Origin of the sequence: Luteibacter sp. 1214 (assembly GCF_031455395.1) — a bacterium.
In the GTDB taxonomy this organism is placed as follows: Bacteria; Pseudomonadota; Gammaproteobacteria; order Xanthomonadales; family Rhodanobacteraceae; genus Luteibacter; species Luteibacter mycovicinus.
Genome location: NZ_JAVDSQ010000001.1, coordinates 868707 through 890477 on the forward strand (window position 1 = coordinate 868707; position 21771 = coordinate 890477).

Below are 21771 nucleotides of genomic sequence, written 5' to 3' on the forward strand. Positions count from 1 at the left end.
TGGATGAAAGTAGGAGCGCGCCCTGTGCGCGATGCTCTCCAATCGCGCACAGGGCGCGCTCCTACCGCTGTCACGCGTCGACGCGCTTGGAACCGGCTTCGAGGCCGGACTTCAGGCTGGCCTCGACGAATTCGTCGAGATCGCCGTCGAGCACTTTCTGCGTATCGGAGCGTTCGAGGCCCGTGCGCAGGTCCTTGATGCGGGACTGGTCGAGCACGTAGTTGCGGATCTGGCTGCCCCAGCCGATGTCCGACTTGGTCGCCTCGAGGGCGTCCTTCTCGGCATTGCGCTTCTGGACTTCCAGCTCGTACAGCTTCGCTTTCAGCATCTTCATCGCGCGGTCGCGGTTGGCATGCTGGCTGCGCTCGGTCTGGCAGGCCACGACCGTGTTGGTGGGCACGTGGGTGATACGCACCGCCGATTCGGTCTTGTTGACGTGCTGACCGCCGGCGCCGGACGAACGGTAGACGTCCGTACGCAGGTCGGCCGGATTGATGTCGATCTCGATGTTGTCGTCGACTTCCGGCGAGACGAACACCGAGGTAAAGCTGGTGTGCCGGCGGTTGTCGGAGTCGAACGGGCTCTTGCGGACCAGGCGGTGCACGCCGATCTCGGTCTTGAGCCAGCCGTAGGCGTAGTCGCCTTCGACGCGGAACGTGGCGGACTTGATGCCCGCGACTTCGCCCGCGCTGACTTCCATCATTTCCGTCTTCCACCCGCGCGACTCCGCCCAGCGCAGATACATGCGCAGGAGGATTTCCGCCCAGTCCTGGGCCTCGGTACCGCCGGCACCTGCCTGGACGTCGACGAAGGCCGCCGCCGAGTCGAGCTCGCCGGAGAACATGCGCTGGAATTCGAGCTTGCCGACGCGGGCGTCGACCTTTTTCAGGTCGTCGACGATGGACTGAACGGTGGCGTCGTCGCCATCGGCGGCGGCCATCTCGAGCAGTTCACCGGAGTCGTCGAGCGTGCCGGACATCTCGTCGATGCCGGTGACGATGCCGTCGAGCTGGGCGCGTTCGCGGCCGAGCTCCTGAGCGCGCTTGGGGTCATCCCATACGGTGGGACTCTCCAGCTCGCGATTGACTTCTTCTAGGCGTTCTTTCTTGACGGCGTAGTCAAAGATACCCCCTAAGCGACTCGACGCGGCCCTTGAGGTCCGCAATCTGCGCAAGGATCGGATTGGTCTCGATCATGGTGTGTCTGGCCTGATGACGCGGCGCGGAAGGCGCCGACTAAAGCGACCGATCTTAACAAATCCTGGGGTTGGCCGCATGGCGGGTGGAGGCCGCTCCTGTAGGAGCCCGCCCTGCGGGCGATGGGACTGCGGCAAGGCCCCATCGCCCGCAGGGCGGGCTCCTACAGAGGAGCGGCTGCCCTCAGGCCGGCAAGGCCTCCTGATGCACCCCACGCACGGCCCGGCCCGACGGGTCGGCGGCGGCCGCGAAGGCCGGGTCCCACGCCAGCGCCGCCGGGGACGAGCAGGCGATGGACTTGCCGCCGGGCACCGTGGCCGCACAGGCCTCTCCCGGGAAATGGGTCTCGAAGACGGTACGGTAGAAGAATGCCTCCTTGGTCGCCGGGGTGTTCACCGGGAAGCGGGCCGCGGCGGCCGCGAACTCACGATCGGAAACCGTCTTCTCTGCATGCGCCTTCAGGCCGTCGATCCAGCCATAACCCACACCATCGCTGAACTGCTCCTTCTGGCGCCAGAGGATCGAGTCCGGCAAGGCGCCTTCGAAGGCCTCGCGCAGCAGGCCCTTCTCGATACCCTTACGGGCGACCATCTTGGCCTCGGCGTCGATCGACATGGCCGTTTCGAGGAATTCCGTATCGAGGAAGGGCACGCGGGCTTCGACACCCCAGGCCGACATCGACTTGTTGGCACGCAGGCAGTCGTAATAATGCAGCGCGTCCAGCTTGCGCACGGTTTCCTCGTGGAAGGCGCGGGCCGACGGCGCCTTGTGGAAATACAGGTAACCACCGAAGACCTCGTCGGACCCCTCGCCCGAGAGCACCATCTTCACGCCCATCGCCTTGATCCGTCGCGCCAGCAGGAACATCGGCGTGGAGGCGCGGATGGTGGTGACGTCGTAGGTCTCGATGTGGCGGATGACTTCGGGCAGCGCGTCGAGGCCTTCCTCGAAGGTGTAGCGGAAGCCGTGATGGACGGTACCCAGCGCCTCGGCGGCGATCTCGGCGGCTTTCAGGTCGGGCGACCCTTCGAGGCCGATGGCGAATGAATGAAGGCGCGGCCACCAGGCTTCGCCACGGTCGTCTTCTTCGATACGGCGGCGCGCATACCCCGCGGCGACCGCGGCGACCAGCGACGAATCCAGGCCGCCCGACAGGAGCACGCCATACGGCACATCCGTCATCATCTGGCGATGCACGGCGGCTTCGAACGCGGTACGGAGATGTTTCGGGTCGATGGTCTTGCCGACGGTCGCATCGTAGTCGCGCCACTCAGGCGTCCAGTAACGCACGGCCTCACCGGTCTCGCTGTCGTAGACATGGCCCGGCGGGAACGGCGCCACGTCCGCGCAGACACCGACCAGCGATTTCATTTCCGACGCGACGCAGAGGCGGCCTTCGCGATCGTGGCCCCAGTACAGCGGGCAAACGCCGACCGGATCGCGGGCGATGATGTAACGCTGGCGGCCCGCGTCCCAGAGCGCGAAAGCGAAGATTCCGTTGAGCTGACCGAGGAAGTCCGCCCCGTGCTCGCGGTACAGCGCGTTGATCACCTCGCAGTCGGAGCCCGTGGTGAACGGATAGCTGCTGGCGGCGCGAATCTCACGGTGGTTGTAGATCTCGCCGTTGACGGCCAGGGCCAGGTCGCCTTCTGGGGAACGCAGCGGCTGGGCGCCACTGGCGGGGTCGACGATGGCGAGGCGTTCGTGAACGAGGATCGCGCCGTCGTCGACGTAAACACCGCTCCAGTCCGGCCCGCGATGGCGCTGACGCTGCGAAAGGGACATCGCCTCACGGCGCAACGCGACCAGGTCATCACCGGCCACGAGGCCGAACATCCCGAAGATCGAACACATGGTCTTGCTCCTGGCTATCAATGGGGAAACGCGCAAAGAAAAAGGCCCGCCTGGTGAGGGCGGGCCTTTGGTGTCTGGTGGTTTGTCTCGCAACCGCCTACACGCCGACCCTCCCGAGGTTACGGGCATTATTGGTATTGGCGTTATTGGCGGCGAGGCGGGTCATGAGTCGAATAGAGCATGAAGATCGCTGCAATGCAACACCCTCCCCCGCGATTGCTACTCTGTAGGAGCGCACCCTGTGCGCGATGTCACGTTGCGGGGGCGGCACTCCGCAAAAAAAGCATCGCGAGCGGGGCTCGCTCCTACACGACTTCCGGAACCGAGGCATCCCATGACTCCCCTCCTCGCGCTCGCTCTTCTCTCCACGGCCCAGACCGCGCCGGCATGGATCGCCGGCGACTGGGATCCTTACAGCAACGCCTTCACCGGTCTGCGCATCCTCACCGTCGGCAAGGACTCGCTCACCTGGCACGGCTGCCAGAACGCGCACTTCGATGTCGTCGACGCGAAGGACAACACGCTCACGATCCGTCTTGCAAAGAACACTGCCTGCAGGCTCGACGATGAGCCGCCGACCCGCATCGACACCGTGCGCTTCACGCTGCGCGACAACCGGTGCGACCTCGCCGTATCTATCTACGCGTCGCCCGATGCGCTGGCCAGGAACGAGCCCGCCGCGGAAGGCCTCTACGGCAAGTCGAAATGCCCGTCGGGCCCGGCGGCTCAGGCGGCGACCAACCTTTCGACCACACCGCGATAAGCCTCGGCGGCACGCGTTTCGGCGGCGTGCGCGAAGTCGCGCACACGCCACGTGCCGCCCACCATCACGTCACGCACCAGCGGCGTGTTGCCGGCGAACAGGAAGCTGTCGATCACGTCCGCTTCGCCGCGCGCCGCCAGCAACGGCGAGCGATCGTCGAGGACGAGCATGTCCGCCCGTGAGCCGGGCGCAAGACGTGCCACGTTGACGCCGGCCGACTGCGCGCCGCCGTCCAGCGCGCGCTGCCACAGGACCGTACCCACGCTTTCTTCCGGCCGACGCGCCGCCACATTGCGATGCCGGGTCAGCAGGCGCTGGCCGTATTCGAGCCAGCGCAACTCCTCCACCGGCGACACCGAAATGTGCGAATCGGAGCCGATACCGAGCTTGCCGCCCGCGTCGATATAGGCCGCCAGCGGGAACAGGCCGTCCCCCAGGTTCGCTTCCGTCGTCGGACATAGCCCGGCGACGGCACCGGTCTTCGCGAGCCGGTCGGTTTCGTGCGGCGTCAGGTGGGTGGCATGGACCAGCGTCCAGCGCGCGTCGACGTCCGCGTGGTCGAGCAACCATTCCACCGGACGCGCGCCACGCGCGGCGAGGCAATCCTGCACTTCGCCGATCTGCTCGGCGATATGAATGTGGATCGGCAGGTCACGGCAGACGCCCGTGGCGAGCAGCGCACGCATCGCCTCCTCGGGAACGGCGCGCAGCGAATGAAGGGCCACACCCAGACGCAGCATGTCGTTCTGCAGAGGCGCCAGGCGCTCCAGCAACGCGACATACTGGCCCACGTCGTTGCGGAACCGCTGCTGGCGCTCGTTCAGTGCCCGGCCGTCGAATCCGCCCGTCATGTACAGGACGGGGAGCAGCGTGAGGCCGATCCCGGCTTCCCCGGCCGCCTCGATCAGCGCCAGCGACATCGCGGCCGGATCGGCGTAGGGCACGCCCCGGGGACCGTGGTGCAGGTAATGGAACTCGCAGACCTGGGTGTAGCCGGCCTTGACCATCTCGATGTAGAGCTGGGTCGCGATGGCCTTCATGTCGTCGGGGTCGATCGCCTCCGCGAAGGCGTACATCGTCTCGCGCCAGGTCCAGAAACTGTCCTCGCCCGGACCGCGACGCTCGGCCATGCCGGCCATGGCGCGCTGGAACGCATGCGAGTGGAGGTTGGGCATGCCCGGCAGCACGAAGCGGCCGATCCGCTCTTCCCGGGCCGGTGAGGCATCGGCGAAGCGACCGGCGGCCACCGCGATACCACCCTCCCCCGAGCGCCATCCGCGGTCGTGCCAGAGATAGTCGGCGGCGAGCTTCTGATGTGACATGGGGAGATGTCCTTGGGGGGTATCTCGACATGGTATCGCGGGCGGGGCCCGCTCCTGCATGGGGACGGCAGGCTATCGCGGATCTGTCGGCGATTTCACCGCGCAGGCGCATAATGGGGGGATGACCGAGATCAACTCCGCTCAGGCGCCGAAGCTCACGCTTCGGCTTGCACGCCTCGCCGACGTGCCCGAACTCGTCGCCCTCACCGCCCGTGTCTACACGGCCGAGTGGGGTCATTCCGCCGAGATGCTGCAAGGCCAGCAGACCCACTTCCCCGAAGGCCAGTTCGTGGTCGAGTACGAGGGGAAGATCGTGGGTTTCTGCGCCACCTTCCGGATCAACGAGGCGCTGGCCCTGGCGCCGCATACGTGGATGCAGATCACCGGCGGCGGTTTCGCCTCGCGCCACGATCCCAAAGGCGACTGGCTCTACGGCATGGAAGTCGTGGTGCACCCCGACTACCGCGGCATGCGCATCGGCCAGCGGCTGTACATGGCCCGCAAACGTCTGTGCACCGAGCTCAAGCTGCGCGGCATCGTATTCGGCGGTCGCCTGCCGGGCCTCTCCAAAGCCATCGGCCGCTATGGCAGCGCCGAGGCTTACGTCCAGGCCATCGTCGACGGCAGCCGCCGCGACGCGACGCTGAGCTTTCAGTTGCGTAACGGCTTCGAGGTCATCGGGCTGCTGCGCGAGTACGTGCCGTCCGACCACGAATCGCTCGGCTATGCGGCGCATCTGGTCTGGCGCAACCCGCAGTTGCTCAACCACCCGGACACGCCGAAGGTGTCGCAGTCGCATCGACTGCCCGACTCGGTGCGCGTTGCCTCGGTGCAATACCAGCAGCGGCGCATCGCATCGTTCGCTGAGTTCGCCACCCAGGTGGAATACTTCGTCGACATCGCCGCCGATTACGACGCCGACTTCGTCGTCTTCCCCGAGCTGATCACGCTGCAGCTGTTGTCGATCGAAAACGCCGAGCTGTCCCCGGTGGATTCGATCCGCCGGCTCTCCGAGTACACCGACGAGGTCAAGGCGCTCTTCCATCGCCTGGCCGTGCACTACAACATCAACATCATCGGTGGCTCGCACCCAACCCGGCAGCCCAATGGCGACATCCACAATGTCTGCTACGTCTGCCTGCGCGACGGCTCGATCCACGAGCGCGAGAAGCTGCATCCGACGCCCAGCGAGAAAAACGTCTGGAACATCACCGGCGGCGACAGCGCGGCGACCATCCAGACCGACTGCGGTCCGATCGGCGTGATGATCTGCTACGACTCCGAGTTCCCCGAGGTGGCCCGTCACCTCACCGACCAGGGTGCGCTGATCCTGTTCGTCCCGTTCTGCACCGACGTGCGCGAGGGCTACCTGCGCGTGCGTTACTGCTCGCAGGCACGCGCCATCGAGAACCAGTGCTACGTGGTGCTTTCGGGCAACGTGGGCAACCTGCCCGGCGTGAACAACTTCGATATCCAGTACGGCCAGAGCTGCATTCTGACCCCCAGCGATTTCCCGTTCGCGCGCGACGGTATCGCCGCGGATTCCACCCCGAATATCGAGACGGTGCTGTTCGCCGATCTGCGGCTGGAAAGCATTGCGCGCGCACGCAATGCCGGTGCCGTGCAGAACCTTAAGGACCGTCGTTTCGACCTCTACCAGGTACGCTGGGCACGACATCTGGAGGGCAAATGAACAAACTCCCTCCCGACATCGACCCGACGCCGGGCGCCGAACCCGCACCGGGGCATCCATCGCGCATGGCCCGCCTGCGTGAGTTGCGCCGACACGAATGGTTGTCGCCCAGGCAGTGGCGTCGACGCATCCTGTTCTGGACGGGCGCCATCGTCGTCGGCCTGTCCGCCGTCTTCTTCGCCAAGGCCGCGGATTACGCCTTCGAGCTGTTTCACAGCGTGGCGTCGCATGGCTGGTGGGTACCGTTGTTCATCACCCCGCCGATGTTCGCGCTGCTCTGCTGGCTGACACAGGGGGCGCTGAAAGCGACGCGGGGCTCGGGTATTCCGCAGGCCATCGCGGCACTGAAGGTCGAGGACGAGGGTTTTCGTTCCCGCCTGCTGGCGCTGAAGGTCGCGCTCGGCAAGATGGCTCTGACCCTTGCCGCGCTGCTCGGCGGCGCCTCGGTCGGCCGCGAAGGCCCCACCGTGCACGTCGGTGCGGGGCTGCTGTATTCGATGGGCCGGCGCTTCGGCTTCGACGACCCTGCCGCGGCGGGCCGTTTCATTCTTGCCGGTTCGGCGGCCGGTCTGGCGGCGGCGTTCAATACCCCGCTGGCGGGCATCGTGTTCGCCATCGAGGAAATGTCCGGCACTTTCGAGCACCGCATGAGCGGCACGCTGCTCACCGCCGTCTTCGTCGCCGGCGTGGTCTCCCTGGGCATCGTCGGCAACTACGCCTACTTCGGCGACATCACGGCCACCCTGCCCCTCGGTCGCGCGTGGATCGCCGTGCTGCTCACCGGCCTCGTCGGCGGTCTGGCCGGTGGCCTGTTCGCCCGGCTGATCATTCCGTCCACGCTGGGACTGCGCGGTGCGATGGGCCGTCTGCGCGCGCGTCAGCCGATCGTCTTCGCCGCGGCCTGCGGTCTGGCCCTGGTGCTGCTCAGCCTGCTCAGCGCCAACGGTCTGTATGGCACCGGTTATGCGCAGGCACAGGACATCCTGCAGGGGCATAGCGACACCGGCCCGCTGTTCGGCGTACTCAAGTTTCTGGGCAACATCGCGTCGGCGTGGGCAGGCATTCCCGGTGGCATTTTCTCGCCCGCACTGGCGGTGGGCGCGGGCTTCGGTGGCAACATCGCTCAGCTGCTGCCCGGCGCGGACACCTCCGCCGTGGTGCTGCTGGGCATGGCGGCGTATCTGTCCGGCGTCACCCAGGCACCACTCACCGCCACGGTGATCTCGCTGGAACTGACGGCCAACCACATGATGGCCCTGCCGATCATGGCCGCCTGCCTGCTCGCGCGCGGCGCGTCGGCTCTGGTCTGCCGCGTTCCGGTGTACAAGGCTCTGGCCGACGTACTGATCGTGCAGTACGAGGCCGAACGCGCGCGTCGCGAAACGCCTCCCACTCCCGAGCCGAGCCCCTCGCCATGACCGCCGATAACCGCTGGGACCACCTCCTCCTCGATGTCGGGCTGGCCACACTGACCGACAACGGCAAGGCTTACGGTGCGATCGAGCAAGGCGCCATCGGCTGGCGCGACGGCGTGATTGTCTTTGTCGGACCTCGCGCCGAGCTGCCCGGCGATCCGCACGCGCTCGCCCATCGTGTCGAGTCGCTGCCGGGTTGCTGGATCACCCCAGGTCTGGTCGACTGCCACACGCATCTGGTCTTTGGCGGCGATCGCGCGCAGGAGTTCGAGCAAAGACTGGAAGGCGCCACGTACGAGGAAATCGCCCGCGCCGGTGGCGGCATCGTATCCAGCGTGCGCGCCACGCGGGCAGCCAGCGAGGACGAACTGCTGCGCCAGTCGCTGCCCCGTGCGCGGGCCCTGCTCGCGGATGGCGTCACCACGCTCGAGATCAAATCGGGTTACGGGCTGGAGCCGGATGCCGAGCGGCGCATGCTGCGCGTCGCACGACGCATCGGGGAAACGCTGGGCGTCGATGTACGCACCACGTTTCTCGGCATGCATGCCCTGCCTCCTGAATATGCCGGACGGCGCGACGAGTACGTCACGCTGGTCTGCGACACCATGCTGCCATCGCTCGCGGACGAAGGTCTGGTCGACGCAGTGGACGCCTTCTGCGAAGGCATCGGCTTTACGCATGCGGAGACGGACCGGCTGTTCGCGAAAGCGACCGCACTCGGCCTGCCGGTGAAGCTGCACGCCGAACAGCTCTCCGACCTCGGCGGCGCGGCACTCGTCGCAAAGTACGGAGGCCTGTCCGCCGACCATCTCGAATGGACCAGCGAGGAAGGCGTCCGGGCGATGGCGACGGCCGGCACGGTCGCGGTGCTGCTTCCGGGCGCGTACTACGCGCTGCGCGACACGCGGCCGCCGCCCATCGATCGCTTCCGCGAACACGGCGTGGCCATGGCGGTCGCCACCGATCTGAACCCCGGCACCTCGCCCCTGCTTTCGCTACGCCTGGCGATGAGCATGGCCTGCACGCTGTTCCGCCTGACGCCGGAAGAAGCGCTTCGCGGGGCCACGGTTAACAGCGCGCGTGCGCTCGGGCTGGTCGACCGTGGCACGCTGGAGGTTGGCAAGCGTGCCGATCTGGCGGCGTGGAGCGTGCGGCATTTGCCGGAGCTTTGTTACTGGATTGGCGGTGACCTGCTGCGTGCGAGCTGGATCGGTGGGGAGCACGCCGCTGGCTGAACGATTCATGCACAGATCTCTGTTAGCCGGGAGTTCGAGCGTAATGACGTGATGACGGACGTGGGCGAGCTTCAGCCCATTCGAGGTCCAGACATAGCCGGACCAGACTGCGACTGTGTCTGAGTCTGTGCCTGCTGTTGGGCCTGCGCTTCGATCTCTTGCTGCTCGGAATGAAACTGGGCCCACTGCTGCGTTTGCTGCCCTGCATAAGCATTGGCATGCGCGACCGTCTGCTCGACGGTGGGCGGCGGCGTAGCGATATCGACAACAGCACGGTCACCCGGGTGACGTCCGTGCACAAGCAACGTCGAAGTGTTCTGCAACGAAACACCCTGAATGTCGCCGCCCCGTATGTCGGCCTGCCGCGCGGCAAGCGTCACCTGGGCAAGTCGATCCGGCGAGGTACCCTCCGGCAGCCTCGCTCGGAGGTCATCGTAAAGGGCCGGATCCACAAAGCGCGCAAGGACGGTCGAGTCAACCGACGGCGACTTTGGAGCGGTCGTGTCGGCAACCGTATGCGGGCTCTGCGCAATTTCGCGATACGGGTCATCCGGGTGTACCTTTGCCGCCATGTGCTGACGCTCAAGTCGAACCTCACGCGCATCATTGAGGTCTCGAATCAAGGCCGGATCGGTGACGCGCTCAGAAGGGCTGCGAAAGCCGAACTCCGCAACATCGGTATTGACATAGGACGTCCAGCCTTTTGAGCGAGCGTCGTATTCGTAGTGGTTGATGTCACGATTGATGTGATTAGGATCGACATACGAGGAGGAAAATGCCGCCGTGCGCTCCGCTCGGATGAGAGCACCCATGTATTCACCTTTATCGGCGACGTAATCCCCGTATTTTCCAAGGACACCATAAGTGGTATCGCCGAGGCGAGGTACACCGATGAAACGGCTATCGAGCATGGTGTGCCAGACCTTCTCTACAGCTGGCTCACCTCCGCCAGCGCGCGCCGCGTTGAGAAGTATATTCGGTGTCCAGGCATCAGCCCCGATCGACGCCTTCCCGAATGACTGAGCATGGGCATCTTGAATGTCCGCTACCGGAAGATTCAATGCCAACTGCGGCTCATTCTGGGCCATGTGAAGAGCGCGTCGCTGGAAATCGTTACGGACAAGATCCCTGCCAAAAGCCTCCCAGCCGCGTTCGTCGAGAACCAGATGGTCGTGGTCTTTCGCATACGACTGCGCGTAGCTGTTTGCGACAGCGCCTGGCATGTTGTCGTTCCTTACAACACCCAGCGCGAGAAGGCCGTAACCGTCTGCGCCCGCATGATTGGCGAGATAGTTCCAGTAGCGCTCACGATTCCCCGCCTCAGCATAGGCCTGAAGAATCTCCATATCCTTGTTGTTAAGGCCATTCATCGTCCGGCTCCGTTTGCCGCACTTTGCAGGGCTTGGTCGAATAGCGACCTGATCCTCGTCTCGATACGTTTCCAGTCCTTCATGTAAGCGCGAAGATAGGTGACATCCACCGCAATCTGGAACTCTTCAATCACGAACTCCTGATTACACGTACCGCGATCGATACCCGCCGCAGTATCCTCTAACCGTTCGTTGACTAAATTTGCGCCACGAATTTCTCGCGGGCTGCAAGATATGAATGTAAGCGGCTTACCACCCGCGGAGTATGAAACAAACCAATCTTTGCCTAGTCCTGTGAGGTTTTCATCATCAACAGGCGCGCCTCTTCTCGAGAGGTATGCCTTCAGTTTCGTCATATCGATGTAATACGGCACAAGACCATCGACAGCCCCTCCCTTAGTCCGAAGCGAGAGGTGATAAATCGGGTCGTCCGGTTGGTTCCATGGGTGCGGCGAAATAGAGGTTCTTACGACGTCCTCGATCGGCGCCTTATCCACATATCTCGGACGAACGCTTATTGCCTCGTCAAGATAGGCGCCTGCATATGCACGGTCTCGGACAGCACCTGCCGGAAATGCCTCGAGCGTAGGCCACCGCAGCGTGAGCCCTACCGACCCTTGGAAATCCGGTCCCGTCTGATGCTCATAAAGATTCATCGGAAACAAGAAAGTGTTTGGCCCCAGCTTCGTCGGCACCAGCTTCTCGCTGTACCCCTCCCATTTGTAATTGGGATCACGCTTCCCAACCGCCTCCTGGAGGAAGCGCTCCTGGTCGACCGTCCGACCGTCCTTCTTCGCCTGCGCGGCGACAGCCTGCTCGGACGATGCCGGCTTGTCCTGCGAGCACGCCGTGGCTGCAAGAGCCAGGGCGGCTGTGGCGCCAATCGCGCGAAGGGTTCGTGGGGGCATGCAGGGGTCTCCGGGATCCAGGGGATCGACCGTAACAGGAGGAAGGAGGCGTGGGGCGAGATGCCGGTCGCGCAGCGGCGAACGCGTGGTGCAGATAACAGGGCCAGCGAGGCTCTCGGCCACCACTATCTGCTGGCCCGGCACTAGCCGGGCAAGATCGCGACGTAATTGAGTGGCCCGCGATGGGTCGAAGTGAAGCGGACGCTGTCGGCCGGCCTCGTTAGCGAAGCCCAACACATCCATGAAGTCGTTCTCATCCGCGCGGCGTGACGGTGCCTGGACGACCCGGCAAGCCATCGCGCTCATCGCCTCGACCTCGGCACGGGAACCATAGACCTCGCGCCAACGGGCGGGCTGAGCGGTACGAAGTACAAACCGTGGTCCGTCCTGAGCCGTTTCATGAAGGACACGAGACAGATTCTCGACCAGTCCAACCCGCTCGATGCCATTGATCAGACAGGTGAACTCCGCGGCGCCGGAGCGGCGCCCGAGTCCCAGTCGGATCAGGTCCCAGAGCAGAATCGCAGCCACCCGGCGCTGGTCCGGGGACAGATCGTCGCCAACCGACAGGTAAATCGAGACGGCAGCCCCATGCTGTATCGCTGCGCAGGTATCCGGGCCGGACATGACACTGCCCGCGAATGCCGTACTAAAGGCCGGCAGTGGAACCTCGACCGACGCAAGGCGCTCCCTGAGCACGCGGTTCGGCAGGCGAAGCAACGAATCAAGCCCAGCACGGGTGTCGCCGGCGACGAAACCCTTGCCGAGCATTTTCTTTATCGCCGACTTGCCGTCGGCACGTGCCCGGGACACGACCTGATGGATCATCCTGAACGTAGCCGATGCATCGCTCTCCGATCCGCCAAGAGCTCGTCGGGCCGCCGCGTCATCGTAAACGTATCCGGCGAAAGCGGTGAAGGCATCCTTCGCTTCACGCATCAGCCTTGCGCCATAGCTGCGCTCGTCGTACAGCATGCTGGCGATCGCCGACAGCTCCTCGCGGCGCCGATCAGCTTCCGGGGAAAGGCGGCCCAATGGGTTCCAGTGAGTCGAGATGCCGTCGGACGCGAATGGACGGATGAGCCTAACGGTCCCCAGTGTCGCTCGATAGCCTGAGGTCGCGCGCCACAAGCGGCTCTCGCAATCCAGGACAACAACGCTGCCGGGCGTATCCAGCAGAGATGACACCAACTGAGCTTCCGCCCGGGCTTCGTCCGGAACGCACAACGCGAGATGCCCTGGCCCTGCCCAGCGAAGTGCCCGACCGCCTCGCATACCGACAGCCACACCGTGATGGGCATCGAGCATACCCGCGTCACGCAGCTCGGAGCGCGTCGCGAAACGCGTGGGAAATGCCACACGACGCGCCGCCAGCCACCGAACGTAAAGCCAAAGAGCCGTTCCCCATGCCACGAGCGGCGGCAAAAAACCCGCGGCACCGGACAGCCATATCCGCCAGACGTAAGGCGCGACGTCAGGAAGCATGCGCGCAGTCCAGTACTGTCCGTACGTATCGCCGCTGAGTGCAACGCGCTCCCTCAGACCGAACCAGGCAAGCAACACCGCGCCCGACAAGCGAAGACCAACCAACCACACGACAACCAATAAGGCCGACAGGGCGACCCATCCCACGGTTTTCCAACGCATCGTCACTTCATCCTTGCCGACTCGTCCCGAGTCGCGCGTGCACCATCGCTTCGTCGACTCTTCTTGTCAAGGCACGACCAGCGCGCCGCAAATCCGACCCAAAACTCAGAATAATTCCATCGATTTCGACCGGCATCGCCACCTAAGATCGCAGTCCCCTCGCCCATCCGGGCGTCGGCGACCACGGATGTCGAATTCGCGATGCTGCTCTTTCCCACACTTCCCCGCCTTTCGCCGGGCGTGCTTTCCCTGCTCGCCTGCATGCTCGTGGCCTGCACGGAAACCGACGACCGCGATGAGCTGCGCGCGCGGCGCGCACGCCAGATGCGCGACGTCTCGCGCATGCTCGATGCGATGGAGACGCCGGAAAACGCGAGACGACCTGTCGACGCCACCCGCACACCGGCACCGGGCGCACCGGCCTCGCGTCCCTCAGCAGAGACAAGCGGGCGAACCGACGCTCCCGCTTCGTGGACCGTCTCATGCCTTGCCACGTTCGGTTCCGGCGTCGCCGCGATCGCGATCCGACGATGGCGACGCAAGCGACGCCTCCGTCCACTGTCGCAACCGCTGTCCATCGCCGCGCATTTCAGCGACAGCCCCATCGTGCGCAGGACCGACGCACAGGGCATTCCCTCGCATCCGACGTGGGTCTACCGCACATCCCCTTTCGAAACGCCGCTGCTGTACATGGTGCCGGAATCGGTCGACCTGTTGCCGCTGCCGTCGCCTGACATCGCCATCTCGTTCGCCATACGCAGCGCACTCGGCGACGTCGAATGCCTGACCGGCGCGAGGCGTCTCTTCGCCGTACGTGAGCTCGTCGCGCGGTACTCGGGCGAGAACGAACCTCGCGATCGAGCTGGCATCCATGCCCTGATCGATGTCCACCTCGCCTGGGCGTCCTGGGTACGCGGTGATGCCCTCAAGGCGCGCCTGGCGGAGGTCGAACGGTTGTGCCGCGCCATGACCGCGTCCGGGTCCGGACAGCCCGATCCATCCATCTCGTTACTCATCGCGCGGACGGCGCTCGCACGCGCGCGCCTGCTATCGGGCATCGATGCGCGGGACGTGTGCTCCCTGGCGCTGCTGCATGCTTTCCTCGCGGAACAGGAGCCGTCCCTCACCGATCAGGCTGCGGCGTGCCGGCAGGAGATCACCGCGTTCTACGAAAGCATCCGCGAATCCATCCCGTCATTGCCCGGCGAGCCTTCTTCATGACCGTTACGACGTCTCCGCAGGATCCCTCCACGCCTTTCTGGTCCACCCGCTACGGCATCGCCGCGGCTGTGCCCACGGACAACATGATCGCCCGATCGCTGAAAACCTACGGCGAATGGACCGAACAGACATCGGACCTGCTCAGCGCCCTCGTCGATGAGCGGCACGTCGTGCTCGAGTTCGGTGCGGAGTACGCCGCGCACGCGCTCTGGATGTCGCGGGCCGTGGGCCCCGGGGGTCAGGTGCATATGGTCGAGCCACGACGCATCCGGTTCCAGCAATCGTGCGCGACCATCGCGCTCAACGGTCTGGATAACGTGTTTGCCCATGCGGTGTGGCTGGGAGGCTCACGTGGCCAGCACATACTCCGTGGCGACGGTCGCCCGGACGAGAGCGTTCGCGGCGTGACACTCGACAGTCTCCGGCTGGCGTCGCTGCAGTTGCTCAAGATCAACGAAACGGATGCTTTGATCGACCTCATCGCGGGCGGTGTCGAAACGCTGAAGACGTATCGGCCCCTGATTTACGCCCGGCTTTCCGGAAGCGAAAAGGCAGCCGGCGAAGTGGAAGCGATCAAGGCGCTCGGGTATCGCGTGTGGTCGCACCTGCCCTATCTGTTCAACAGGGAAAACCACGCCGGCGTCGCCCAGAACCTGTTTCCGGGCGTGGTCCAGCAAAACGTGATCGCCGCATCGGCGGGCGGCAACGTCGACTTTACGGACCTCGTCGAGTTATAGGGGTCAAAGCCCCGGAAACGAGAAACCCCGCCGAAGCGGGGCTTTTCGTCTCACGCAAGAACGGCTTTACGCCTTCTTGCGAGGCGCGGCTGCCTTCTTGGCAGCGGCAGGCTTGGCGGCGGCCGGCTTGGCAACAGCGGCGCCGGTGACGACGTCGACGTGCGGACGGGCTTTGCCATAGCTGGAACGGTAGATCTTGCCGCGACGGGTGCGACGATCGCCCTTGCCCATGGGAAACTCCTTGATTCGAAAAAGTAGAGAGGAACGGCCGGTCATCGTATCAGCGGCCGCGTAAATGGCAAGCGCCAGCCGTTCAGGCGGGCAGTTCAGTGAGTGTGCCGGCCGTCCTGGCCGCAGCCCTCGAGGTCGTCCGGACAATGACCCGGGTCCACCTGGACCGTCGCGTGCCCCACCCGCCAGCGCTCGCTCAGGGTCGTCTTGATGACCGTGAGAATGCGGGCCGGATCGGCGCCGGGCTTGAGTTCGGCGTGCAGCGTGGCCATCCGCGAGCCCGCGGTGACCTGCCAGATGTGCACGTGGTGGATGCTGAGGATGCCCGGATCGAGGCCCTCCAGCCGACTTCTCACGTCCGCCAGATCGACGCCTTCAGGCGTGCCCTCGAGCAGGATGTGGCCGGAACGTCGCACCAGGGACCACGCGCTGCGCAGGATCAGCATCGAGACCAGGATCGACAGGACCGGATCGGCCCAGTTCCAGTCGAGCCAGCGCACCGCCAGGGCGGCCAGCACCGCGGCGATGGAGCCCAGCAGGTCGCCCAGCACATGCAGGCTGGCGCCGGCGATGTTGACGTCGTCGGGGTCGTGGCCATGCAGCGTGCGCAGCACCACCACGTTGGCCACCAGTCCCACGGCGGCGACCACGAACATCACGCCGGAGAGGATCGGCGACGGATTGAACAGGCGCATCACCGCCTCGTAGACAATGAACGCCACCAGCGCGAACTGGGTCAGTGCGTTGACGAAGCCCGCCAGCACCTCGATGCGGCCGTAACCGTAGGTGCGCTGAGCATCCGCCGGGCGCGCCGCGAAGCGCGCGCCGAGAAACGCCAGCAGCAGGGCGAGCGCGTCGACCAGCATGTGGCCGGCGTCGGCCAGCAGCGCCAGCGAGCCGGAAAGGATGCCGCCACCCGCTTCGACCACCAGCATCAGCGTCGTCAGAACGAAGGCGAACAGCAGCTTCCGTTCACTGCCGCCGGCGGCATGACTGTGGTCGTGGTCGTGGGTATGCGCGTGGCCATGGGAATGGCCGTGGGCGTGTGCGTGATCGTGTGCCATGAACGAAAGGCTAGGTGCTCGGGGCGCGGTTACACAATCACGGGTGCGCGCAGGAGGGGCCGTGGATATGGCCCGCATGCTCGCTGTGGTCGACCCGGAGATTGACGAAGTGCGCGGAAGCGACGAGCAGCCCGCCACAGGTCACGAGCACGCTGTGCACCACGAGCGACCCGCCGTGCAGAAAGGTCACGCCGAGCACGAGCAGGGTGAGGCCGGGTATCGCCAGAGCCAGTGGCAGACGTCGGTGGTGGCGCCGATACCCGGAGATCAGGGCCAGCGAGGCAAGGACGCAGGCGAAGGCGACGAAGCCGGTTTCGAACCGATGATCGGCCAGGAACGACAGGCCGAGCACAGGCAGCAGCGCGATCACGAAGGGCAACGCCGCGCAGTGGATCGCGCAGAGGAAGGAGGCCGTGGCGCCGAAGCGGTCGGCCACATGCCACCAGCGTCGGGGCACTTGCTGAGCGTCGGATTCGAGAGGGAGATCGGTCATGGGATGCATAGCGTGACTTCTTGCACGGGTCCAGGCAAGTAATGATACTTTATAACATCTCAAAACACACCACGGAGTTTCACCCCGATGCGCAGAACCCTTCTCGCCCTGACGCTGGCTACCACGTTCGGTAGCGCCCTCCCCGCCATGGCCGAAGACGCTCCCCAGGATGCTTCGGCGCCCGCGAGCGCCAGAGAGACCCAGGGGAAATCGCGCAAGAACGCCGAAAAGCTGGACGCCATCGTCGTCAACGCGGTGCCCCTGGGCCAGAGCGCCGACCAGATCGTGGCTCCCGTGGCCGTACTGGCCGGCTCGGCTCTCGATGACGCCAAGGCCGTGTCGCTCGGCGAGACCGTCTCGGCGATTCCGGGCGTGCAAAGCTCGGCGCTCGGTACGGCGGTCGGTCGTCCGATCATTCGCGGTCTCGACGGTCCCCGCGTCGCCGTCCTCGAAAATGGACTGTCGTCGCAGGACGTATCCAATGTCAGTCAGGATCATGCGGTGACTCTCGAGCCGTTCCTCGCCGATCAGATCGAAGTGCTGAAGGGCCCCGCCACCCTGCTTTACGGTTCCGGCGCGATCGGTGGCGTCGTGAACGTCGTCGACGGCCGCGTGCCGGAAAAAGCGCCGGAGAACGGTTTCGCCGGCCGCGCCGAAGTGCGCAGCGATTCCGTGTCGGACGGTAAGACCGGCCTGCTCCGCCTCGACGCGGGTAACGACAGGTTCGCCATCCACGTCGACGGCATGCATCGCGACAACGAGGATTACGATATCCCGGGCGGCACCCTCGCCAATAGCGCGGTGAAGACCACGTCCGGCGCGGTGGGCGCGTCGCTGCTCGGATCGTGGGGCTACCTCGGCCTGTCGGTCTCGCGCTTCATGGATCTCTACGGCAGCCCCGCCGAGCCAGGCGATCCGGCGGAGGGCGAAGATCCCGTGCACATCAAGATGGCGCAGACCAATTACAGCCTGAAGGGAGGCTTCATCCAGCCGATCGACGGCATCGCGAAGATCGAGTTCAACCTCGGCCACGGCGCTTACCAGCACGTGGAGTTCGAAGGCGATACGCCGGGCACGACGTTTGCGACGACCAGCAACCAGGGCCGCCTCGTCGTCACGCACGAAGAACTCGCTGGATGGAACGGTGCCTTCGGCGTGCAGACCCAGCATCGTCAGTTCTCCGCCGTGGGCGAAGAGACTTTCGTACCCGCGACGACGACCAAGGGCGTCGGTGTATTCCTCACCGAGCAGCGCGACTTTGGGCCGGTGAAGGTCGAGCTTGGCGCGCGGCATGACAAGCAGACCGTCCAGCCCGATAACGGCGCCAGGCGCGACTACAACCCGAACAGTTTTTCCGCAGGCGCCGCGTGGCGTTTCGCTGACCAGTGGCATCTGTCGCTCAACCTCGACCACGCCGAGCGCGCGCCGTCGGAAGAGGAACTCTTCGCCAATGGCCCGCATGAAGCCTCGAACACCTTCGAGATCGGCAGCGACCTCAACAAGGAAAAATCCAACCAGGCCGAATTGGGCCTTCACTTCCACGGTGACGTGGTCGAGGGCAAGGTCGCGGTCTACTACAACAAGTACAAGAACTTCATCTATCTCGCCGACACCGGCGAAGTCGAGGACGACCTGCCGGTACGCATCTGGTCGCAGAATGACGCGACTTTCCGCGGCGCGGAAGCGGAAGCCACGTTCCACCTTTCGAAGGGGACGTCGGGCAACTGGGATCTGCGCGTGTTCGGCGACACGGTGCGCGCCACGCTGTCCGACGGTGCCGGCAACGTGCCGCGCATTCCCGCCGGTCGCGTGGGCTCCACGCTGAGCTGGACTGCCGACAGCCTGCGCGCCAGCCTCGGCGCCGTGCGTTACATGAAGCAGGACAAGATCGCCGCGTTCGAAACCGACACCGCCGGTTACACGCTGGTCAATGCGCACTTCGCATGGACGTTCGTCAACGACGAACGCAGCCAGTGGGAAGCGTTCGTCGACGGCAACAACCTGACCAACCAGACCGCCCGTCCGGCGACGTCGCTGTTCAAGGATGTGGCACCGATGCCGGGACGGAATGTGTCGGTGGGCGTGCGCGCGTTCTTCTGACCGACAAAAAGAACATGTAGGAGCGCGCCCTGCGCGCGAAAAGCCTGCGTAGCGATGATGGGGTGCCGCTTCTTCGCTGTGTAGGCTTTTCGCGCGTAGGCGCGCTCCTAGCGATGCTGGGTGCCGCTTCTTCGCTGTGTAGGCTTTTTGCGCGCAGGGCGCGCTCCTAGCGATGGTGGGTGCCGCTTCTTCGCTGTGTAGGCTTTTCGCGCGCAGGCGCGCTCCTACCGATGGTGGGGTGCCGCTTCTTCGCTGTGTAGGCTTTTCGCGCGCAGGGCGCGCTCCTACCGATTTTGGGGCGTTACCGGCAGTTCTTGCAGATGCCGTGCACTTCGAGGGTCTGCGCTTGCGGACGGAACCCCAGGGCTTTGGCCTGGGCCTCGATCAGCTCCGCGACGCGTTCGTCGCAGACTTCCTGCGCGCACTGGCATTTGTCGCAGATCAGGAAAGGTACCTGATGCGATTCCGCCGGATGATGGCAGGACACGTATGCGTTGATCGACTCGAGCTTATGGATGAAGCCGTTTTCAAGGAGGAAATCGAGCGCCCGATAGACCGTGGGCGGCGCGGCGTTGCCGTGCTTCTCGCGCAGGCGATCGAGCAGATCGTAGGCTTTTACGGGCTTGCCCGCGCTCGCGACCAGTTCCAGCACCTCACGACGCAGGGGCGTCAGGCGCAGACCGCGCTCCAGCGAGGCGTGTTCGACCGCCGCGACGAAGCCGCGGGCATCGTCATGGTGTTCGTGCGTGTGCTTGTGCGCGGCGTGCGTGGTCACATCGAAGTCCTCGTATCCCTCATTCTAACATGAGGGCCCGTCAGCGCTTTTTCGACCCGGGCAGAGGCGGCGGACCGCCACGCGGCGGTAAAGGCGGGGGCCGCTTGCGTGGCATGAAAGGCACCACCCAGCCGAACGGCCCCAGCACCAGCGCGGCGACGATGCCGGCGACGAAGCGCCCGCGCCACCAGCCCAGCACGCCGCCGACGACGATGAAAACGATCTGCCAGAGGATCAGCTGCCCCCATGGCACCGCGGCCATGAGGTTGGTGAAGATCGCCAGAAAGGCCCCGGGGTCGTCAGGATCGACGCCCCGCATCGCCTTGGCCAGGATCTCATCCACGAGCGCGGGCGAGCGCCTCGTCGATGCGCGCCAGCGCACCGTCGCGACCGGCCAGGTAGATGGTGTGTTCGATCGACGGCGACACCTGCGTGCCGGTCATCGCCACGCGCAGCGGCGCGGCCACCTTGCCCATCCCCAGTTCGAGGCCCGCGGCCACGCGCTCGACGGCGCCGTGCACGGCCTCCGGCGTCCACTCAGACAGAGCGGCGAGTTCGGACTTCGCCTTCTCGAGCGCGGCGGGCGCGGTGTCCGTACGCAGGTGTTTCTCGATGGCCTTGTCGTCCCACTCGACGATCGGGCCGTACCAGATCTTCGCGCGCTCGGCCATTTCCTTGAACGTCTGCACGCGGTCGCGCAGGGCCACGACCACATCGGCGGGGTTCGGGCCAGCCGAGGCGTCGATACCGATCTTGCCGAGGTGCCAGGCCAGTTCCGGCCCGAGCGTCGCCGGGTCATCCGTCTTCAGGTAATGCTGATTGAGCCAGGAGAGCTTGGTCACGTCGAAGCGCGATGCGGCCTTGTTGACGTCCGAGACGTCGAACAGCGTTTTCATGTCATCGACCGAGAAGATTTCCTGATCGCCATGCGACCAGCCCAGGCGGACGAGATAATTGAGCAGTGCATGCGGCAGGAAACCGTCGTCGCGGTACTGCATGACGCTGACGGCACCGTGACGCTTGGAAAGCTTCTGACCGTCCGGCCCCAGAATCATCGGCAGGTGCGCGAATTCGGGTACGGGCGCACCCAGCGCCTTGTAGATGTTGATCTGGCGCGGGGTGTTGTTGACGTGGTCGTCGCCGCGGATCACCTCGGTGATACCCATGTCGATGTCATCGACCACGACCGCGAAGTTGTACGTCGGGAAGCCGTCCGAGCGGAAGATCACGAGGTCGTCGAGCTCTTCGTTCGACCACTCGATGCGCCCCTTCACCTTGTCGTCGAACACCACCGAACCCGTGGACGGGTTCTTGAAGCGGATGACGCGGTTCGGATCGTCACGCAGCGGCTCGTTGCGGTCGCGGTAATAGCCGTTGTAACGCGGCTTCACCCCGGCTGCCATGGCCGCGTTGCGCATCTCCTCGATCTCTTCCTTGGTCTCGTAGGCGTAATACGCCTTGCCCTCGCGCAGCAGCTGGTCGGCCACCTCGCGGTAACGATCCATGCGCAGCGTCTGATAGTACGGACCTTCGTCGTGCGTAAGGCCGAGCCACTGCATGCCGTCGAGGATGGCCTGCACGGCCTCCTGCGTGGAGCGCTCGCGATCGGTGTCCTCGATGCGCAGTACGAATTCGCCACCGCGGCGGCGCGACTCCAGCCAGCAGTAGAGCGCGGTACGGGCACCGCCGATGTGGAGGTAGCCGGTGGGGCTGGGGGCGAAACGGGTACGGACGGTCATCGTTGAGG

General features: G+C 65.1%; 18 protein-coding genes. 7 read left to right on the top strand and 11 right to left on the bottom strand.

What is annotated here, in order from left to right; all coding sequences use genetic code 11:
- Positions 1 to 70 precede the first annotated feature (70 nt).
- A protein-coding gene (gene prfB, locus J2X57_RS03580) for a peptide chain release factor 2 (RefSeq protein ID WP_139382718.1) occupies positions 71 to 1196 on the bottom strand; the annotation gives its coding sequence in 2 pieces (ribosomal slippage) (positions 71 to 1120 and positions 1122 to 1196; 1125 coding nt in all).
- Between the two features lie 183 nt (positions 1197 to 1379).
- Positions 1380 to 3050, bottom strand: coding sequence for an asparagine synthase B (asnB, locus tag J2X57_RS03585; RefSeq protein ID WP_309863849.1), 1671 nt, complete (start codon positions 3048 to 3050; stop codon positions 1380 to 1382).
- A 334-nt stretch (positions 3051 to 3384) separates the two neighbouring features.
- Between asnB and J2X57_RS03590 the strand changes: the two genes are divergently transcribed.
- Positions 3385 to 3813, top strand: coding sequence for a hypothetical protein (locus J2X57_RS03590; RefSeq protein WP_043693419.1), 429 nt, complete (start codon positions 3385 to 3387; stop codon positions 3811 to 3813).
- Here J2X57_RS03590 and J2X57_RS03595 read toward each other — a convergent pair.
- Positions 3777 to 5135 carry a formimidoylglutamate deiminase gene (locus tag J2X57_RS03595; RefSeq protein WP_309863854.1) on the bottom strand — a complete coding sequence of 453 codons (1359 nt, stop codon included), beginning with the start codon at positions 5133 to 5135 and terminating at the stop codon, positions 3777 to 3779. The two genes, J2X57_RS03590 and J2X57_RS03595, sit on opposite strands and share 37 nt — an antisense overlap.
- 121 nt (positions 5136 to 5256) lie before the next feature.
- Between J2X57_RS03595 and J2X57_RS03600 the strand changes: the two genes are divergently transcribed.
- From J2X57_RS03600 to hutI, 3 genes are all read left to right on the top strand, one after another.
- Positions 5257 to 6828, top strand: a complete 1572-nt coding sequence (locus tag J2X57_RS03600) for a bifunctional GNAT family N-acetyltransferase/carbon-nitrogen hydrolase family protein (protein WP_036114014.1) — start codon at positions 5257 to 5259, stop codon at positions 6826 to 6828.
- Positions 6829 to 6893: 65 nt separating this feature from the next.
- On the top strand, positions 6894 to 8246 hold the full coding sequence (locus J2X57_RS03605; protein ID WP_090352548.1) for a chloride channel protein: 1353 nt from the start codon (positions 6894 to 6896) through the stop codon (positions 8244 to 8246).
- On the top strand, positions 8243 to 9478 hold the full coding sequence (gene hutI / locus J2X57_RS03610) for an imidazolonepropionase (protein WP_309863857.1): 1236 nt from the start codon (positions 8243 to 8245) through the stop codon (positions 9476 to 9478). The genes J2X57_RS03605 and hutI overlap by 4 nt, the downstream gene beginning before the upstream one ends.
- Before the next feature lie 71 nt (positions 9479 to 9549).
- On the opposite strand, the gene J2X57_RS03615 is transcribed toward hutI, so the two are convergent.
- On the bottom strand, positions 9550 to 10848 hold the full coding sequence (locus J2X57_RS03615) for a hypothetical protein (protein ID WP_308846954.1): 1299 nt from the start codon (positions 10846 to 10848) through the stop codon (positions 9550 to 9552).
- Positions 10845 to 13403, bottom strand: a complete 2559-nt coding sequence (locus tag J2X57_RS03620) for a type IV secretory system conjugative DNA transfer family protein (protein ID WP_309863862.1) — start codon at positions 13401 to 13403, stop codon at positions 10845 to 10847. The genes J2X57_RS03615 and J2X57_RS03620 overlap by 4 nt, the downstream gene beginning before the upstream one ends.
- Positions 13404 to 13604: 201 nt before the next feature.
- Here J2X57_RS03620 and J2X57_RS03625 point away from each other — a divergent pair, with 201 nt between their 5' ends.
- Both J2X57_RS03625 and J2X57_RS03630 read left to right on the top strand, forming a co-directional pair.
- On the top strand, positions 13605 to 14624 hold the full coding sequence (locus tag J2X57_RS03625; protein WP_309863865.1) for a hypothetical protein: 1020 nt from the start codon (positions 13605 to 13607) through the stop codon (positions 14622 to 14624).
- On the top strand, positions 14621 to 15361 hold the full coding sequence (locus J2X57_RS03630) for a hypothetical protein (protein ID WP_309863868.1): 741 nt from the start codon (positions 14621 to 14623) through the stop codon (positions 15359 to 15361). Before J2X57_RS03625 ends, J2X57_RS03630 begins: the two co-directional genes overlap by 4 nt.
- A gap of 66 nt (positions 15362 to 15427) precedes the next feature.
- Here the strand turns inward: J2X57_RS03630 and J2X57_RS03635 are convergent, their stop codons facing one another.
- The 3 genes from J2X57_RS03635 to J2X57_RS03645 form a co-directional block, all read right to left on the bottom strand.
- Entirely contained in the window at positions 15428 to 15592 is a 165-nt protein-coding gene (locus J2X57_RS03635; RefSeq protein WP_079522086.1) for a 30S ribosomal protein THX, read from the bottom strand.
- Positions 15593 to 15687: 95 nt separating this feature from the next.
- The gene (locus tag J2X57_RS03640; protein WP_309863870.1) at positions 15688 to 16656 is read right to left on the bottom strand and encodes a cation diffusion facilitator family transporter; all 969 of its coding nucleotides are present in this window, start codon (positions 16654 to 16656) and stop codon (positions 15688 to 15690) included.
- A gap of 37 nt (positions 16657 to 16693) precedes the next feature.
- The gene (locus J2X57_RS03645) at positions 16694 to 17149 is read right to left on the bottom strand and encodes a MerC domain-containing protein (RefSeq protein WP_043697621.1); all 456 of its coding nucleotides are present in this window, start codon (positions 17147 to 17149) and stop codon (positions 16694 to 16696) included.
- Positions 17150 to 17236: 87 nt separating this feature from the next.
- On the opposite strand from J2X57_RS03645, the gene J2X57_RS03650 reads away from it, so the two are divergent.
- The gene (locus J2X57_RS03650; RefSeq protein ID WP_309863874.1) at positions 17237 to 19249 is read left to right on the top strand and encodes a TonB-dependent receptor; all 2013 of its coding nucleotides are present in this window, start codon (positions 17237 to 17239) and stop codon (positions 19247 to 19249) included.
- A gap of 301 nt (positions 19250 to 19550) precedes the next feature.
- Here J2X57_RS03650 and J2X57_RS03655 read toward each other — a convergent pair whose 3' ends face one another.
- The 3 genes from J2X57_RS03655 to gltX are packed head-to-tail and all read right to left on the bottom strand — an operon-like array spanning position 19551 to position 21763.
- Positions 19551 to 20024, bottom strand: a complete 474-nt coding sequence (locus tag J2X57_RS03655) for a transcriptional repressor (RefSeq protein ID WP_036114050.1) — start codon at positions 20022 to 20024, stop codon at positions 19551 to 19553.
- Positions 20025 to 20064: 40 nt separating this feature from the next.
- Entirely contained in the window at positions 20065 to 20367 is a 303-nt protein-coding gene (locus tag J2X57_RS03660) for a hypothetical protein (RefSeq protein WP_036117827.1), read from the bottom strand.
- Positions 20360 to 21763, bottom strand: coding sequence for a glutamate--tRNA ligase (gene gltX, locus J2X57_RS03665; protein WP_309863878.1), 1404 nt, complete (start codon positions 21761 to 21763; stop codon positions 20360 to 20362). Before gltX ends, J2X57_RS03660 begins: the two co-directional genes overlap by 8 nt.
- Positions 21764 to 21771 lie beyond the last annotated feature (8 nt).